Consider the following 16,399-nt stretch of genomic DNA (forward strand, 5'->3'; position numbering starts at 1 on the left):
ACAGAGATGAACACCACCCAACTTACGGCACTATGCCAACGTTATCAGGCAATATTACTGGATGCAGACAATGAAGTGGTGCATATCGCCGTCGTAGACGCCCCATCACACGAGCTGCTGGATGCGCTGCATTTTGCCACCACCCGACACATCGACATTGTCTGCTGGACACGTCAGCAAATGGAAGGCCACACGCATACACCGCAGAAAATGCTCCCGGCAGTGGTCACGAAAAGCAGCGCCAGCGCAGCAGACTTGCTGAATCAGACGTTTCATTCCGCTCTGATGCAACGGGCTTCTGATATTCATTTTGAACCCGAGGAAAATCACTATCGAATCAGATTGCGCGTAGATGGCGTGCTTCACGCGTTACCGGAAGTCACGACCGAGATGGGCATAGCCATCACCGCAAGGTTAAAAGTATTAGGCAGCCTGGATATCGCCGAGCATCGGCTTCCACAAGACGGACAATTTACCGTTGAGATTTCAGGAGAGCCGGTCTCGTTTCGCATCGCCACCCTACCCTGTCGCTACGGCGAAAAAGTCGTGTTACGGCTACTTCATCAGGTCGATCAGTCACTGGAGATCGCGGCGCTGGGAATGCAAGACGCGCAGCTGGCCGCATTTTCGCAAGCCTTGCAGCAGCCTCAGGGGCTGATTCTGGTTACCGGGCCTACCGGAAGCGGCAAAACGGTCACGCTGTACAGTGCGCTGCAAACCCGAAACACCCCGGATGTGAATCTTTGTAGCGTGGAGGATCCGGTAGAGATCCCGATCGCAGGTCTCAACCAGACGCAAATTCACCCACGCGCCGGTTTGACTTTTCAGGGCGTATTGCGCGCGCTGCTGCGCCAGGATCCCGACATTATCATGGTGGGTGAAATCCGCGATGGCGAAACGGCAGAAATAGCCCTTAAAGCCGCACAAACAGGTCATCTGGTTCTTTCTACGCTGCATACCAATTCCACCAGTGAAACGCTGGTGCGCCTGCAACAAATGGGTGTCGCACGCTGGATGATCGCCTCCGCGCTGACGCTCGTTATTGCACAGCGGTTGGTCAGAAAGTTGTGCCCCCATTGCCGACAACATCAGAGTACGCCTATCACGCTCCCGAAAACTGTCTGGCCTACACCACTACCGAATTGGCAGGCCCCTGGCTGCAAACATTGTTATCACGGATTTTATGGCCGTACGGCATTGTTTGAAGTGCTCCCTGTTACTCCGGCATTACGTCAGAGTATTGCCAGTGGCACATCCGTAGACGAAGTGGAATCTGATGCTCAGAAATCAGGAATGAGAACGCTTTTCGAGAATGGCTGTCAGGCCGTCGAGCAAGGGTTAACGACATTTGAAGAGCTAATTCGTGTACTGGGCATACCTCATGTCCGCTAAACAGCTTTGGCGCTGGCAAGGCATTAACAACGAAGGTAAATCGCTGGAAGGAACGCTATGGGCCGATACCCGACCGTCATTGATGCTGGCTCTTGAGGAACAACAGATTACGCCGCTGCGCATTAAACGTATGCGTGTCAAAATCTCGCACTGGAGCCGTACAAAAAGTGCCGAAACCATACACCAGTTGGCGACATTGCTAAAGGCAGGGTTAACGCTCTCAACAGGGCTAGCTCTGCTTGCTGAACAGCATCCCAGCACTCAATGGCAGGCGCTACTGCGTACGCTGGCTTACGATATGGAACAGGGCATAACCCTCTCCGCCTCGTTATCACAATGGCAACACGTTTTTCCGCCCCTTTACCAGGCAATGATCCGTACCGGAGAACTTACGGGTAAGCTGGACGACTGCTGTTTTGAACTCGCCTACCAGCAAAAGAAACAACAGCAACTTGCTGATAAAGTTAAAAAAGCCCTGCGCTATCCGATCATCATCATAACAATGGCGGTGATGGTCGTATTTGCGATGCTGCAGTTTGTACTCCCTGAGTTTGCCGCTATCTACCAGACGTTCAACACCCCGCTACCGGCGCTCACTCAGTGGATTATTACCATCGCACACTGTAGCAGCCAATGGGGATGGCTGGCGGTAGCACTTGGCCTGGTAGCAGTTGCCATACATCATTTGATAAAGCAGAAACCGTACTGGCTCATTCTGCGCCAGAAATTGCTGCTCAGCCTCCCGGTCATAGGGCCGATGGTGAGAGGGCAAAAACTCACGCAGATATTCACTGTTCTGGCGTTAACGCAAAATGCGGGCATTCCCTTTTTGCAGGGTCTTGAGAGCGTTACCGAAACGCTGGCTAACCCTTTCTGGTCTCAACGTTTAGCACTGGTTCAGCAGGACATCAGCTCTGGAAAACCGATCTGGTTAGCGCTTAAAAATAGTGGTGAATTCAGCCCATTGTGTATACAGCTGGTCAGAACTGGTGAAGCTTCCGGCTCGCTGGATGCAATGCTGCGCAACCTTGCGCATCACCATGGCGAGAAAACCCTGGCTCAGGCTGAGAATTTGGCTGCATTACTTGAGCCTGCGTTGCTGGTCATTACGGGGCTTATCATCGGTACGCTGGTCGTCGCGATGTATTTACCGATTTTCCATTTGGGAGATGCGATGAGCGGGGTGGGATAGATTCAAATGCCTGATGACGGCGTAACGCCATCAGGCATTTCACAGAACTAGCTGTTCTTACAGGCTATTGAAAACACGGTTTTCTTGTTCCTGTACACGAATAAACGTTGTACGTTTGGTCAGCTCTTTCAGACGGGATGCGCCCACATAGGTACAAGCAGAACGCAAACCGCCGAGGATATCGCGAGCGGTATTATCAACCGGGCCGCGCAGTGGCAGCTTGACGGTTTTACCTTCTGCAGCGCGGTACTGTGCAACACCACCTACGTGACGCGTCATGGCAGATTCAGAGCTCATACCGTAGAACAGCATGAATTTCTCACCGTTTTCTTCAACAATTTTGCCGCCACTTTCTTCATGACCAGCCAGCATGCCGCCGAGCATCACGAAGTCTGCGCCGCCACCGAACGCTTTTGCCACGTCACCCGGCATGGTGCAGCCGCCGTCGCTGACAATCATGCCACCCAGACCGTGGGCTGCATCGGCGCATTCAATAACCGCAGAAAGCTGTGGATAGCCAACGCCGGTTTTTACACGCGTGGTACATACAGAACCTGGGCCAATGCCGACTTTGACAATATCAGCACCGGAGAGCACCAGCTCTTCACACATTTCACCAGTGACCACATTGCCCGCACAGATCGTTTTTGTCGGCCATGCTTCACGCGCTTTCGACACGAACTGAACAAAATGCTCTGAGTAGCCATTGGCCACATCAATGCAGATAAAGTTCAACGCGGGGTTGAGCGCCAGAATCTGTTTAGTTTTTTCGAAATCTGCATCAGACGTACCGGTTGAAACCATTACGTGTTTGAGCACATCGGCAGAGCTCTCTGCGATGAAGGCGGCCCAGTCTTCAACAGAATAGTGTTTGTGCACAGCGGTCAGGATGTCGAAGGATGCCAGTGCCGTTGCCATGGCAAACGTCCCGACAGTGTCCATGTTCGCGGCAATAATAGGTACGCCGGACCAGGTCTGACCTGAATGCTTAAAGGTAAATTGACGTTCCAGCTCAACATCGGAACGGCTTTTGAGAGTAGAACGCTTAGGGCGGATAAGAACGTCTTTGAAACCTAACTTCAGATCTTCTTCGATACGCATGTGCGGATTCCTGGGGTTAATGGCGAAAAATCGAAACTCACAACTCCAGTGACGCTATCATACGCACTAATCAATGCCGCGCAAGACTGCGAAATTCTCTTTTTTTACGCTACAATCCCATAAATTTACCTGGCGAATAGTAGGTTAATCCTGCAGCAGCCTCGCCTTCGCACGCATAACTTTTAACTGTTTGATAATCAAACTTAAACTCCAGGATCGGCATCTATGAGGTATACGGTAGCCTTAACCGGCGGCATTGGCAGTGGTAAAAGCACCGTTGCAAATGCGTTCGCTGACCTCGGAATAAACGTCATTGATGCAGATATTATTGCGCGCCAGGTGGTTGAACCCGGCACACCTGCTCTTAAGGCGATCGAAGAACATTTTGGTTCCGACGTTATAGCCGCAGACGGATCGTTGCAGCGACGCATTTTACGCGAACGCATTTTTTCCAATCCTGAGGAGAAAAGCTGGCTGAATGCCCTGCTTCATCCGCTTATTCAGCAGGAAACCCAGCGTCAGTTTCAGCAAGCAACCTCTCCTTATCTGCTATGGGTTGTCCCTTTGCTGGTGGAAAATTCGCTGTATAAAAAAGCCGACCGCGTACTCGTGGTGGATGTCACCCCCGAAACCCAGCTCAGACGCACCATGCAGCGTGATGACGTCACGCGTGAGCATGTTGAACAAATTCTTGCTGCCCAGGCAACGCGTGAAGCGCGGCTGGCCGTGGCAGACGATGTTATTGATAATAATGGCGCACCGGAAGCCATCGCCTCGGATGTCGCCCGCCTGCACGCGCTCTATTTGCAATGCGCGTCGCAGTTTGTCTCACAGGAAAAACCGTAATGCACACCCAGGTCCTTTTTGAACACCCTCTCAATGAGAAGATGCGTACATGGCTGCGCATTGAGTTTTTAATCCAACAGCTCTCCGTTAATTTGCCCATTGCTGACCATGCCGGCGCTCTGCATTTTTTCCGCAATATCGGAGATTTACTGGATGTATTTGAACGCGGCGAAGTCCGTACCGAACTCCTCAAAGAACTGGAGCGACAGCAGCGTAAACTCCAGGCCTGGGTCGAAGTTCCCGGCGTCGATCAAAGCAGAATAGACTCTTTGCGTCAGCAGCTAAAAAGTGCAGGCAGCATTCTGATTTCTGCCCCGCGTATTGGACAGACGCTGCGCGAAGATCGTCTGATTGGTCTCGTACGTCAGCGTTTAAGTATTCCTGGCGGGTGCTGCAGTTTCGATCTGCCGACTCTGCATATCTGGTTACACCTGGCACAGTCGCATCGTGACGCGCAGGTTGAAACCTGGCTTGCCAGCCTGAATCCGCTCAATCAGGCGCTGTCGCTGGTACTGGATTTAATTCGCAACTCAGCGCCGTTTCGTAAGCAAACCAGCCTGAATGGTTTTTATCAGGACAACGGCGAAGATGCAGATCTGCTACGCTTGCAGTTGCCGCTTGATTCGCTGCTTTATCCGCAAATTTCTGGTCATAAGAGCCGTTTTGCCATCCGCTTTATGCCGCTGGATAGCGAGAATGGTCAGGTGCCTGAGCGCCTCGATTTTGAACTGGCGTGCTGTTAAGGAGTCAACATGTCTGAACAAACCATCGTCAACTGCCCAACCTGCGGCAAGCCTGTAGTATGGGCTGAGGTCAGTCCGTTTCGCCCATTCTGCAGCAAGCGCTGCCAGTTAATCGATCTGGGAGAGTGGGCCGCAGAAGAGAAACGCATCCCAAGCTCTGGTGATCTGTCAGAAAGCGACGACTGGAGTGAAGAGCAGAAGTAATTCTGCTAAAACGGTGGGTCGGAAAAGGCACGCCGCATCCGACATTTTATGTTGTTTTGCCTGATGGCGCTGCGCTTATCAGGCCTACGAACTAAAACGTAGGGCGGGCAAGCGTAGCGCCCCCGCCATAATTTGCCGGATGCGGCGTTGCCTTATCCGGCCTACAGCACCATTAGCCAGCAATCAGCTTTTCAATGACCGGTGCATTCGCGGGCGGGAAATCCTGCGCATTCAGAGCATCTTGCACAATCCACTGCGCCGGTTGCCCCTCTTTTCCCCACGGCTCGCCTTCCCAGCTTTCAACCAGCCAGAACCACAGAGTTATATGCCTGTCCGGAAACTGATACTCCAGCTTTTCGAACAATGAGCTTTGAGTCGGCGTGATCCCCACTTCTTCCTGTAGCTCGCGAATCAGCGCCTGCTCCGGCGTTTCGCCCGCTTCAATTTTCCCGCCGGGGAATTCCAGCTTATTTGCCATGTGGGCATCAGCCGCACGCTGGGTGATAAAAATTTCATGTTGCTGATTACGAATAATCCCGACGGCGATTTGCAGTATTTTCATCTTTATCGTCCATAAAAAAGGCGCAGAATTCTGCGCCTTTTCAGTAAGTTATTTTCTTAGCTCAGACGGCCGTGGCACTGTTTGTATTTTTTGCCAGAGCCGCAAGGACACGGATCGTTACGACCCACTTTACGATCGCCGGTTTGTGCTGCCAGCTCTTCTGCTGCGGCAGAATCGTCGCCTTTATGACTCAACTGCTGCATCTGCGCTAAGCGCTCAGCTTCTTCACGACGCTGCTGCTCCATGGCTTCGACTTCTTCAGGCATACGCACCTGAACTTTGCTCAGGGTGCTGATCACTTCGTATTTCAGTGATTCCAGCATTGACGCAAACATAGAGAAGGATTCACGCTTGTATTCCTGCTTCGGATCTTTTTGCGCATAACCACGCAGGTGGATACCCTGACGCAGATAGTCCATCGCAGCAAGGTGCTCTTTCCACAGAGAGTCGAGAGTTTGCAGCATCACGCCTTTTTCGAAGTGACGCATCATCTCCGCGCCCACAACTTCTTCTTTACGCTGATAAACTTCGATGGCGTTTGCCAGGATACGTTCACGCAGCGTTTCTTCGTGCAGCTCAGGCTCTTTATCCAGCCACTCTGAAATCGGCATCTCAAGATCGAAGTCGTTTTTCAGACGTTCCTGCAGACCCGGGATATCCCACATTTCTTCCAGAGACTGCGGCGGAATATAGGCATCAATAGTTGCTTTGAAGACATCTTCACGGATGCTGTTGATGGTTTCGCTAACGTCAGTTACGTCCAGCAGTTCGTTACGCTGGGTGTAGATAGCACGACGCTGATCGTTGGCAACGTCATCATATTCCAGCAGCTGCTTACGAATATCGAAGTTGCGGCTTTCCACTTTACGCTGCGCGTTAGCAATTGCTTTGGTCACCCATGGGTGTTCAATGGCTTCGCCAGGCTTCATACCCAGTTTACGCATCATGCCTGACACGCGGTCAGAGGCAAAAATACGCATCAGCGCATCTTCCATCGACAGATAGAAACGGGAAGAGCCCGCATCACCCTGACGACCCGAACGACCACGCAGCTGGTTATCGATACGGCGAGATTCGTGACGCTCGGTACCGATAATATGCAAGCCACCGGCAGCTAATACCGCGTCATGGCGAACCTGCCAATCGGCTTTAATCTGCGCGATTTGTTCCGGAGTTGGGTTTTCCAGCTCGGCAACTTCCGCCTGCCAGCTACCGCCCAGTACGATATCGGTACCACGACCGGCCATGTTCGTCGCGATAGTCACGGCTGACGGGTAACCCGCCTGGGCGACGATTGCAGCTTCGTTGGCGTGGAACTTGGCGTTCAGAACATTGTGTTTGATACCCGCTTTGCTCAGCTCGTTAGACACTACTTCCGATTTTTCAATGGAGATAGTACCTACCAGCACCGGCTGGCCATTTGCAGTACGTTCTTTAATATCTTCAATGATCGCCTGAATTTTTTCCGCTTCGGTCATGTACACCAGATCCGGTAAATCCTTACGGATCATCGGACGGTTGGTCGGCACAACCACGGTATCCAGTTTGTAGATGGAGCTAAATTCAAACGCTTCAGTGTCGGCTGTACCGGTCATACCGGCCAGTTTTTCGTACAAACGGAAGTAGTTCTGGAAGGTAATAGATGCCAGCGTCTGGTTCTCGTTCTGGATCTCTACGCCTTCTTTAGCTTCAACAGCCTGGTGCAGACCATCGGACCAGCGACGCCCCTGCATGGTACGACCGGTGTGTTCATCGACGATGATAACTTCGCCGTCTTTCACGATGTAGTCTACGTCGCGGGTAAACAGCACGTGCGCACGCAGTGCGGCAGTCACGTGGTGCATCAGCATAATGTTGCCTGGAGAGTACAGTGACTCGCCCTCGTCCATAATGCCTTCGTTAACCAGCAGCTCTTCAATCAGTACCAGACCACGTTCGGTCAGGTTAACCTGGCGCGCTTTCTCATCAACTGAGAAGTGCCCTTCGCCCTGGAACGTGTCGGAATCTTCCTTCTCCTGACGGATCAGGTGCGGGATGATTTTATTCACTTTTTTGTACATTTCCGAGCTGTCTTCAGCCGGGCCGGAAATGATCAGCGGCGTACGCGCTTCATCGATCAGGATGGAGTCGACTTCATCGACCAGCGCATAGTGCAGTTTACGTTGAACACGCTCTTCCGGACTAAACGCCATGTTGTCACGCAGGTAGTCAAAGCCGTATTCGTTGTTGGTACCGTAAGTAATATCGGCGTTGTAGGCTTCACGCTTGGCTGGCGCAGGCAGGCCAGACATGTTGATACCAACGGTCATGCCGAGGAATTCAAACAGCGGGCGGTTATTTTCGGCATCACGCTGAGCCAGATAGTCGTTCACGGTAACCACGTGTACGCCCTTCCCGCTTAATGCGTTCAGGTAGGCTGGCAGCGTCGCGGTAAGGGTTTTACCTTCACCAGTACGCATTTCCGCGATGCAGCGATCGTTCAGCACCATACCGCCCAGCAGCTGAACGTCGAAGTGACGCATACCGAACACGCGTTTACTCGCTTCACGCACTACGGCGAACGCTTCCGGGATCAGGCTCTCAACGCTGGCACCTTTTTCCAGACGGGCGCGGAATTCAGCGGTCTTCGCTTTCAGTTCATCATCGGAGAGTTTTTCCATCTCCGGTTCCATCGCGTTGATGACATTGACCACTTTACGCATACGACGCAGCGTACGCTCGTTACGGCTACCGAATACTTTCGTTAATAATTTGATTAGCATAATAAAATCTCAAACGCCCCGCGGTGCGGAGTCAAAAATTATAAGTTGGAAGGTTCTTTTTTAGCTGAGGCGTTGAGGACCAGCGCGGATACCCTGCAGCTGGCTGATCCAGACCGGAACGCTAAACGCGGCCTGAGAGGTAAAGTGTGCGTATGTCACGCGACTTACTGTCGCGGGCGGAGTGCCTTCTTGCGTCAGCATCGCACTGAGCGTATTCAGTAACGCAAGATGGTGCGCCTGGATTGGCAACGGCTCTTCGGCAACGGGTAGCGCCTGAGGGGCCATAGCAAAAGAAAGATGGCGAATAACCGTACGAATAGCATGCTGATGCCAGTAGTCGACGGTAAAATTCGGGCGGCGATTGGTCGCTTCCAGCAAAGCAAGCTGGTTAAAGTTAACTTTAGCGCCTTGATCGTGATTGCTGGCGGTCGCCTTCGCAGGGGTATTAGGTTCAGCAGCATTACCGAGCGCGGGCAGGCCAAAACTAGCCGCGACCATCCCCAACAGGAGATGCGGCCAGAAGTACCGTCTGCCTAACTGTCGCCAGCGCGTCAGTATTCCACTCACGTTATTGCCACCTGATATACCCTGCGTTTGGGGTTACAAATGCAAAACCATTTTTTGCGCACAAATCTTACCATTAATGCGTTCGCACCACAGCAGTAATGACAGCAAGTCGCGGGTAAATATGCTTAAGAAAGCAGCGATCGAACGGTATTTTAATCTACCTGTGGGGAAAAAGTCGCTTCAGATAAGGTGGTTTGCACTCGGAAGATAAAAAAACGACTGGTTCACCTGGCCGGAGAGAGTGCCAGATTGACCAGTCGAATTTATGCGACAACGTATGTCGTTATGCCAGTACGGTCGATGGTGCTTTGAACGCCAACGGCAGTTCTGCATCGTCCTGGAAGGTCACATATTCCCAGGCTTCCTGTTTTGCCAGGACCGCCTGCAACAGTTTGTTATTCAATGCATGACCGGATTTATACGCGGTAAATGCACCAATAATGTTGTGACCACACATGAACAAGTCACCGATCGCGTCGAGCATTTTGTGACGAACGAATTCATCTTCAAAACGCAGGCCGTCTTCGTTCAATACGCGATAATCGTCAACAACGATGGCACAATCGAAGCTGCCGCCCAGGCACAGGCCGCGGGACTGCAGATATTCGATATCACGCATGAAGCCGAAAGTACGCGCACGGCTGATCTGACGCATGAACGCATCCGCAGAGAAGTTCATCGCGTAGCGCTGCGTGCTGGAGTCGATCGCCGGATGGTTAAAGTCGATGGTGAAATCCAACGTAAAACCATTATACGGCTTAAACTCAGCCCACTTATCGCCATCTTCGACACGAACGGTCTCTTTGATGCGAACAAATTTTTTGGCGCTGCTCAGTTCTTCAATACCTGCATCAAGCAGCAGATAAACGAACGGAGCGGCACTGCCATCCATGATCGGGATTTCCGGTGCGTTAACTTCAATAACGATGTTATCGATACCTAAACCCGCCAGAGCAGCATTAAGGTGCTCTACGGTTGAAATCCGTACATCATGCTCATTGACCAGACACGTACAGAGCATGGTATCACGCACAGATTTGGCATCGGCCGGGAAATCTACCGGAGGATTCAAGTCGGTGCGACGATAGATGACCCCGGTGTTGGCCGGCGCAGGGCGTAATGTCAGGGTGACTTTTTTGCCGGTATGCAAACCGACGCCAGTCGCCTGAACGATACGTTTAAGAGTCCTTTGTTTGATCATCGTATAATCTCGCCAAATTACCTATCCAACCGAAGTGTACTATACATTCGGTGGGCCAGTTTAGCACAAAGAGCCACAATTCCCAAATTCCAGCTAATTCTTAATCAGCTTGCTTACGCAGGAATGCTGGGATATCCAGATAATCCGGCTCTTTGGTGGTTTGCGGCGTATTGTCGTTAACCACTTTCGCTACCGGTTTCTGCTCTTGCGTCAACGGCGCCATGCCGTGCTGCTGGTAACGATCCATTACCGGCTGCTGTACCTGCTTGTTGGTCACCAGAGTGATTTCAGGACGTTTGTCCATACCAATTCCAGTTGCAACAACGGTGACGCGCAGTTCGTCGTTCATATCCGGGTCCAGAGAGGTACCGATAACCACGGTCGCATTATCCGATGCAAAGGCACGAATCGTGTTACCGACGGTTTCGAACTCATCCAGACGCAGGTCGAAGCCTGCAGTAATGTTGACCAGCACGCCGCGCGCACCAGACAGATCGATGTCTTCCAGCAGCGGAGAAGAGATAGCCATTTCAGCAGCTTCTTCTGCACGGTCTTCACCGCTTGCCACGCCTGAACCCATCATCGCGTAGCCCATTTCGGACATCACGGTGCGCACGTCTGCAAAGTCGACGTTCATCAGGCCCGGACGAGTAATCAGTTCAGCGATACCCTGGACTGCGCCTTTCAGCACGTCGTTCGCTGCGCCAAACGCATCCAGCAGGGAGATACCGCGACCCAGCACTTTCAGCAGCTTGTCATTCGGAATAGTGATCAGAGAGTCCACATGTTTGGACAGCTCGGTGATACCCTGCTCCGCGAATGCCATACGCTTCTTACCTTCAAAGTTGAAAGGCTTAGTCACGACAGCAACGGTCAGAATACCTAAATCTTTTGCTACTTCAGCAACCACTGGCGCTGCACCGGTACCGGTACCGCCGCCCATGCCAGCTGCGATAAACACCATGTCTGCGCCGTCAAGCGCTGCACGCAGAGCTTCACGATCTTCGTCTGCCGCATTACGGCCTACTTCCGGGTTTGCACCCGCGCCCAGACCTTTGGTGATGCCACTACCAATCTGAATGGTCTGTCCAACCGCCGTTTTACGCAACGCCTGAGCGTCGGTATTCACCGCGAAGAATTCAACACCTTCGATGCGCTCGCGCACCATGTGTTCAACGGCATTACCGCCGCCGCCGCCGACGCCGATGACTTTAATCACCGCGTCATTGGTAAGTTCCATAGGTTCAAACATAGTTTCTCTCTCCGTTGTGCCTGTCGCCTGAGACCGTTAATGTGCGTTGGTCTCTTTAAAAATTAAAACTCTTTTCGCAGCCAGCTATTGAGTCGTTTGATCCACGAGCCAACTGATGCCGTAACGCGTTTTTCTACTTCAGCCTCACCACTCAAATGGGATTCTTTCCCGTAGTGAAGCAGCCCCACTGCCGTTGAATAATAAGGCTCCTGGGCATAATCCGTCAGACCAGTGATATTCAGCGGTGCGCCAATACGTACTTGCGTATGGAACACGCGCTGTGCGCAGGCCGCAAGACCTTCAATTTGCGCAGCGCCACCGGTTAACACAATCCCCGCCGCCAGATGATGTTTCACACCTTGCTGGCGAAGCTGTTCTTGTAATTGCAAAATTTCTTCGTTGACCAGGTTGAGCAGCTCGGTATAACGCGGCTCAATGACCTCTGCCAGGGTCTGACGTTGCAGGCTACGCGGTGGACGACCACCTACGCTTGGCACTTCAACGCTTTCGTCTTTACCCACGATGGAGCCCAGCGCGCAACCATGACGCACTTTGATGGCTTCAGCATCGCTCGGCGGCGTACCAAAGGCATACGCGATATCGCTGGTCACTACATTCCCTGCATAAGGGATAACTTTAGTGTGGCGCAACGCCCCGCCAGTATAAACGGCGATGTCCATTGTACCACCACCAATATCCACCACGCAGACACCCAGCTCACGTTCATCTTCCGTCAACACGGAATAACTGGCTGCCAACCCGGCAAAAATCAGTTGGTCAACTTTCAGACCACAACGTTCAACGGCTTTGACAATGTTCTTTGCCATGTCGTTGTGGCAGGTAATAAGATGGACTTTTGCCTGCATACGCACGCCGGAAAGACCGACCGGATTTTTAATGCCTTCCTGGTAGTCGATGGCGTATTCCTGAGGAATAACGTGCAGAACACGATGTTCATCACGAACGCGTACGGATTTTGCCGTATGTACCACGTTTTCCACATCTTCCTGCGTCACTTCCTCTTCGGAAATGGGCACCATACCAATTTCATTTTGACAGCTAATATGTTTACCGGAAAGTGCCAGATACACCGAGGAAATCTGGCAATCTGCCATCAGTTCAGCCTGGTCAATGGCGCGCTGTACGCACTTCACCACTGACTCAAGGTCATTCACCCCGCCTTTATCCATACCTCGCGATGGGCAACTGCCCACGCCAATGATATTGACCATACCGTCGGGCAGAACTTCCCCTACTAAAGCGGCTACCTTCGCGGTGCCAATCTCCAGTCCAACTACCAGTTTTCTGTCCGTCGCCTTGATCATTGTTGTTCTGCCTGTGCCTGATTCTGTTGCTGATTAGATTCCTCAGGAGGCAAGGGAACCCAGCCTACTGCCGCTCCTGAGTCATAACGCAAATCAACGTAGCTAATCCGTTTGCCATCGGTTTGCGCCTGCTGCTGTAAAACCGGGTAGAGTTCCACAAAGCGAGCCAAACGTTTTATCGTATCGCCCCTGCCCAGATTCAGCTTAATATCGTTATTCAGCGTCAACTGCCAGGAACGACGAGCGGTCATCGCCGCTTCCTTCAGGGTGAATCTATCCTTAGCCAGCACCTGCCCCATATCGCGGAACCCTTGCAACACTTCACTTGCGCTGCCTTCCGGTCCATACAACATGGGTAATACCTGCTTATTGGCCCGACCGGTTGGAACACTGAACGTATTTCCTTCAGCATCCACCATATGTTGGTCATTCCAACGCGCAATGGGCACATATTCAACCAGATGAATCTTCAATTCATCGGGCCATTGCTTTCTGACGCTCGCCTGTTTAATCCAGGGGAGGCGTTCAATTTGACTCTGGATGATGTTCACATCCTGAGTCATAAAGGTTCCCGGAGCGCCCAGTGCCAAAATGGACTGACGAATATCGTCATTGCGCGTGTAATGCCGTTCGCCGGTTAACACCAGTTTCGATAAAGGCAAACGTTGCGCATCTTCCATCCATCCCAACACTACCCAGCCGCTGACAAACACGGTGCACAGCACTGTCAGCAGGAACAATATTCCTGCAAGACGCGTTCCATTATTGCGGCGTGAGGAGTTTACTTCTTCTTCATCACCGTTTCGCGTGTTCAGCGCAGCCTGCGACATATCAGTCCGCCAACTCCAGAATTCTTACCACCAACTGCGAGAAGCTCAGGCCCGCCTGACGCGCCGCCATCGGCACCAGACTGTGGCTGGTCATACCCGGAGAGGTATTCGCTTCCAGCAGATAAAACTGGCCATCGCTGTCCAGCATGACGTCAATGCGACCCCAACCTTTACAGCCCAATGTGGTCCACGCTTTCAGGACTAATTCCTGTAAACGGGCCTCTTGTTCGACTTCCAGACCGGCAGGGCAGAAATATTGTGTCTCATCAGAGAGATACTTCGCCTCATAATCATAGAAGGTTCCCGCGGGTTGGATACGTATTGACGGTAAAATTTCTTCACCAAGTATCGCAACTGTAAATTCCGGGCCACTGAGCCATTTTTCGATCAGTACTTCTTCATCATGCTGAAAAGCCAATGCTAATGCACCATGCAAAGCATTTTCTTCTTCAACTTTTGACATCCCTACGCTTGAGCCTTCACGGCTTGGCTTCACAATTAGCGGCAAACCTAACGCAGAAATCTCCGTAACCACCTCATCACTAAGACCTTTTTCGAACTCAGCGCGAGTCAATGCGACCCAAGGCGCGACCGGTAAACCAGCCCCCTGCCACAACAGTTTGCTGCGCAGTTTGTCCATCGAAATCGCAGAAGCCATGACGCCACTACCGGTGTACGGCAGACCAACCAGCTCCAGCATGCCCTGCAACGTGCCATCTTCACCACCACGACCGTGCAGCGCAATAAACACCTTTTGAAAACCCATCGATTTCAAAAGCGTGACATCAACCTCTTTTGGGTCAATTGGATGAGCATCCACACCACCTTCGCGTAACCCTGCCAGTACGGCCGCGCCGGAATTCAGCGAAACGTCACGCTCTGCGGAGGTTCCCCCTAACAGGACCGCGATTTTATCAGCCATGTTGTTCTTCCTCCGGGTTTTGCGGCTTCAGTTTGATTTCAGCTAAGGAACGCGCGATTTTGCCGATATTTCCAGCGCCCTGCACCAAAATCAGATCGTTGCCGGTTAATACCGGCGCCAGCATGTCTGCCACCTGAGCCGGATCGGATACCAGAATCGGGTCGATCTTACCGCGACCACGGATCGTACGGCACAGCGAGCGACTGTCGGCTCCTGGAATCGCGGCTTCACCCGCGGCGTACACATCCAGCATCAACAGCGCATCGACCTGAGTCAGCACGTTGGCAAAGTCGTCATACAGATCGCGAGTACGCGTAAAGCGGTGCGGCTGGAACAGCATCACCAAATTTTTGTCCGGCCAGCCCGCGCGTGCAGCTTTAATCGTGGCATCCACTTCCGTAGGGTGATGACCATAATCATCCACCAGCATCGCCGTCCCGGCTTTACCGTTTACCGGCTCAAGCGGGAATTCGCCGAGGAAGTCAAAACGTCGTCCGGTGCCCTGGAAACTTTCCAGCGCGCGCAGAATTGCGTCGTCTTCAATGCCTTCTTCTGTTGCAACTGCTACCGCCGCCGCCGCGTTCAGCGCATTGTGACGGCCCGGTGCGTTCAACGTCACGCGTAAATCGGCCATCCCCTGACGCAGCAGCGTGAAGTGTCCTTGTGGACCAATCTGCTGGTAATCTTCGACGCGCACATCAGCATCATCGCTGAAACCATAGGTTGTGGTTTGACGACCAACTCGCGGCAACAACTCGCGGATCACCGGGTCGTCAACGCACATCACCGCACGACCATAAAACGGCAAGTTATGCAGGAAATTAATAAACGTCTGCTTTAAATTTTCGAAGTCGCCATGGTAGGTATCCATATGATCGGCTTCGATATTGGTAACAATCGCTACCATCGGCTGCAAATGCAGGAACGACGCATCGCTCTCATCCGCCTCAGCAATTAAATAACGGCTATGACCCAGACGCGCATGGACGCCTGCGGCCTTCACCAGACCGCCGTTGACAAACGTCGGATCCAGCCCCGCTTCCGCGTAGATACTGGAGACCATCGCTGTGGTCGTGGTTTTACCGTGCGTCCCGGCAATGGCGATACCGTGACGAAAACGCATTAACTCCGCCAGCATTTCAGCACGACGGATCACCGGAATGCGCGCTTCATGCGCCGCAACAATTTCCGGGTTATCCGCAGAAATGGCGCTGGATACCACCACCACGCTCGCATCGCGCACGTTTTCCGGGCGATGGTTGAAGAAAATCGTGGCGCCCAGATTCGTCAACTGCTGCGTCACCGGGTTCGGCGCTAAGTCAGAACCGCTGATCTGATAACCTTCGTTGGCCAAAACTTCGGCAATACCGCCCATACCAGCACCACCGATGCCGACAAAGTGAATGTGCCGAACGCGACGCATTTCGGGCACGATGGAACGCAGTTTTGCCAGTTGTTGTGTATTCATTCTTTAGCCATTAACTTCTTAGTTCATGCGAT

At 52.4% G+C, this 16,399-nt stretch carries 15 protein-coding genes; 5 read left to right on the plus strand and 10 right to left on the minus strand.

What is annotated here, in order from left to right; translation table 11 throughout:
* Positions 1-6: 6 nt before the first annotated feature.
* Together gspE and hofC are read left to right on the plus strand one after the other, a co-directional pair.
* Positions 7-1,392 (plus strand): type II secretion system protein GspE, encoded by a 1,386-nt coding sequence (gene gspE, locus OGY04_RS17150; protein ID WP_286585710.1) that lies wholly within the window; start codon positions 7-9, stop codon positions 1,390-1,392.
* Positions 1,382-2,584: a protein transport protein HofC gene (hofC, locus tag OGY04_RS17155; protein ID WP_286585712.1), complete on the plus strand. Its 1,203-nt coding sequence runs from the start codon at positions 1,382-1,384 to the stop codon at positions 2,582-2,584. Before gspE ends, hofC begins: the two co-directional genes overlap by 11 nt.
* A gap of 57 nt (positions 2,585-2,641) precedes the next feature.
* Here the strand turns inward: hofC and OGY04_RS17160 are convergent, their stop codons facing one another.
* A complete protein-coding gene (locus OGY04_RS17160) occupies positions 2,642-3,685 on the minus strand; it encodes a GMP reductase (RefSeq protein ID WP_003829510.1) in 1,044 nt (347 codons plus the stop codon).
* A 225-nt stretch (positions 3,686-3,910) separates the two neighbouring features.
* On the opposite strand from OGY04_RS17160, the gene coaE reads away from it, so the two are divergent.
* Genes coaE through yacG form a run of 3 tightly spaced genes read left to right on the plus strand, consistent with a single transcriptional unit; the run spans position 3,911 to position 5,478 of the window.
* Positions 3,911-4,531 (plus strand): dephospho-CoA kinase, encoded by a 621-nt coding sequence (gene coaE / locus OGY04_RS17165; RefSeq protein WP_003829511.1) that lies wholly within the window; start codon positions 3,911-3,913, stop codon positions 4,529-4,531.
* A complete protein-coding gene (gene zapD, locus OGY04_RS17170; protein ID WP_003829513.1) occupies positions 4,531-5,274 on the plus strand; it encodes a cell division protein ZapD in 744 nt (247 codons plus the stop codon). The genes coaE and zapD overlap by 1 nt, the downstream gene beginning before the upstream one ends.
* 9 nt (positions 5,275-5,283) lie before the next feature.
* Positions 5,284-5,478: a DNA gyrase inhibitor YacG gene (gene yacG / locus OGY04_RS17175; RefSeq protein ID WP_003018740.1), complete on the plus strand. Its 195-nt coding sequence runs from the start codon at positions 5,284-5,286 to the stop codon at positions 5,476-5,478.
* A gap of 172 nt (positions 5,479-5,650) precedes the next feature.
* Here yacG and mutT read toward each other — a convergent pair whose 3' ends face one another.
* The 9 genes from mutT to murC form a co-directional block, all read right to left on the minus strand.
* Positions 5,651-6,040 carry an 8-oxo-dGTP diphosphatase MutT gene (mutT, locus tag OGY04_RS17180; RefSeq protein WP_100271506.1) on the minus strand — a complete coding sequence of 130 codons (390 nt, stop codon included), beginning with the start codon at positions 6,038-6,040 and terminating at the stop codon, positions 5,651-5,653.
* Between the two features lie 56 nt (positions 6,041-6,096).
* Positions 6,097-8,802 carry a preprotein translocase subunit SecA gene (secA, locus tag OGY04_RS17185; RefSeq protein ID WP_008786199.1) on the minus strand — a complete coding sequence of 902 codons (2,706 nt, stop codon included), beginning with the start codon at positions 8,800-8,802 and terminating at the stop codon, positions 6,097-6,099.
* Between the two features lie 60 nt (positions 8,803-8,862).
* The gene (gene secM / locus OGY04_RS17190; RefSeq protein ID WP_042312321.1) at positions 8,863-9,369 is read right to left on the minus strand and encodes a secA translation cis-regulator SecM; all 507 of its coding nucleotides are present in this window, start codon (positions 9,367-9,369) and stop codon (positions 8,863-8,865) included.
* 283 nt (positions 9,370-9,652) lie between these two features.
* Complete coding sequence (gene lpxC / locus OGY04_RS17195) at positions 9,653-10,570, minus strand: UDP-3-O-acyl-N-acetylglucosamine deacetylase (RefSeq protein WP_006686706.1); 918 nt, start codon at positions 10,568-10,570, stop codon at positions 9,653-9,655.
* 100 nt (positions 10,571-10,670) lie between these two features.
* Positions 10,671-11,822, minus strand: coding sequence for a cell division protein FtsZ (gene ftsZ, locus OGY04_RS17200; RefSeq protein WP_003018753.1), 1,152 nt, complete (start codon positions 11,820-11,822; stop codon positions 10,671-10,673).
* A gap of 62 nt (positions 11,823-11,884) precedes the next feature.
* Positions 11,885-13,147 carry a cell division protein FtsA gene (gene ftsA / locus OGY04_RS17205; protein WP_003018755.1) on the minus strand — a complete coding sequence of 421 codons (1,263 nt, stop codon included), beginning with the start codon at positions 13,145-13,147 and terminating at the stop codon, positions 11,885-11,887.
* Positions 13,144-13,977, minus strand: a complete 834-nt coding sequence (gene ftsQ, locus OGY04_RS17210) for a cell division protein FtsQ (protein WP_003018758.1) — start codon at positions 13,975-13,977, stop codon at positions 13,144-13,146. The genes ftsA and ftsQ overlap by 4 nt, the downstream gene beginning before the upstream one ends.
* A 1-nt stretch (position 13,978) precedes the next feature.
* The gene (locus OGY04_RS17215; RefSeq protein ID WP_048214939.1) at positions 13,979-14,899 is read right to left on the minus strand and encodes a D-alanine--D-alanine ligase; all 921 of its coding nucleotides are present in this window, start codon (positions 14,897-14,899) and stop codon (positions 13,979-13,981) included.
* Positions 14,892-16,367: a UDP-N-acetylmuramate--L-alanine ligase gene (murC, locus tag OGY04_RS17220; RefSeq protein ID WP_003018763.1), complete on the minus strand. Its 1,476-nt coding sequence runs from the start codon at positions 16,365-16,367 to the stop codon at positions 14,892-14,894. The genes OGY04_RS17215 and murC overlap by 8 nt, the downstream gene beginning before the upstream one ends.
* Positions 16,368-16,399: the final 32 nt, after the last annotated feature.

Origin of the sequence: Citrobacter sp. Cpo091, from assembly GCF_030332645.1 — a bacterium.
Classification (GTDB): Bacteria; Pseudomonadota; Gammaproteobacteria; order Enterobacterales; family Enterobacteriaceae; genus Citrobacter; species Citrobacter portucalensis.

Excerpts from the sequence above, each read along its gene's own strand:
- gspE (WP_286585710.1), top strand. The coding sequence starts at position 7 with ATGAACACCACCCAACTTACGGCACTATGCCAACGTTATCAGGCAATA.
- hofC (WP_286585712.1), top strand. The coding sequence starts at position 1,382 with ATGTCCGCTAAACAGCTTTGGCGCTGGCAAGGCATTAACAACGAAGGT.
- OGY04_RS17160 (WP_003829510.1), bottom strand. The coding sequence starts at position 3,685 with ATGCGTATCGAAGAAGATCTGAAGTTAGGTTTCAAAGACGTTCTTATC.
- coaE (WP_003829511.1), top strand. The coding sequence starts at position 3,911 with ATGAGGTATACGGTAGCCTTAACCGGCGGCATTGGCAGTGGTAAAAGC.
- zapD (WP_003829513.1), top strand. The coding sequence starts at position 4,531 with ATGCACACCCAGGTCCTTTTTGAACACCCTCTCAATGAGAAGATGCGT.
- yacG (WP_003018740.1), top strand. The coding sequence starts at position 5,284 with ATGTCTGAACAAACCATCGTCAACTGCCCAACCTGCGGCAAGCCTGTA.
- mutT (WP_100271506.1), bottom strand. The coding sequence starts at position 6,040 with ATGAAAATACTGCAAATCGCCGTCGGGATTATTCGTAATCAGCAACAT.
- secA (WP_008786199.1), bottom strand. The coding sequence starts at position 8,802 with ATGCTAATCAAATTATTAACGAAAGTATTCGGTAGCCGTAACGAGCGT.
- lpxC (WP_006686706.1), bottom strand. The coding sequence starts at position 10,570 with ATGATCAAACAAAGGACTCTTAAACGTATCGTTCAGGCGACTGGCGTC.
- ftsZ (WP_003018753.1), bottom strand. The coding sequence starts at position 11,822 with ATGTTTGAACCTATGGAACTTACCAATGACGCGGTGATTAAAGTCATC.
- ftsA (WP_003018755.1), bottom strand. The coding sequence starts at position 13,147 with ATGATCAAGGCGACGGACAGAAAACTGGTAGTTGGACTGGAGATTGGC.
- ftsQ (WP_003018758.1), bottom strand. The coding sequence starts at position 13,977 with ATGTCGCAGGCTGCGCTGAACACGCGAAACGGTGATGAAGAAGAAGTA.
- OGY04_RS17215 (WP_048214939.1), bottom strand. The coding sequence starts at position 14,899 with ATGGCTGATAAAATCGCGGTCCTGTTAGGGGGAACCTCCGCAGAGCGT.
- murC (WP_003018763.1), bottom strand. The coding sequence starts at position 16,367 with ATGAATACACAACAACTGGCAAAACTGCGTTCCATCGTGCCCGAAATG.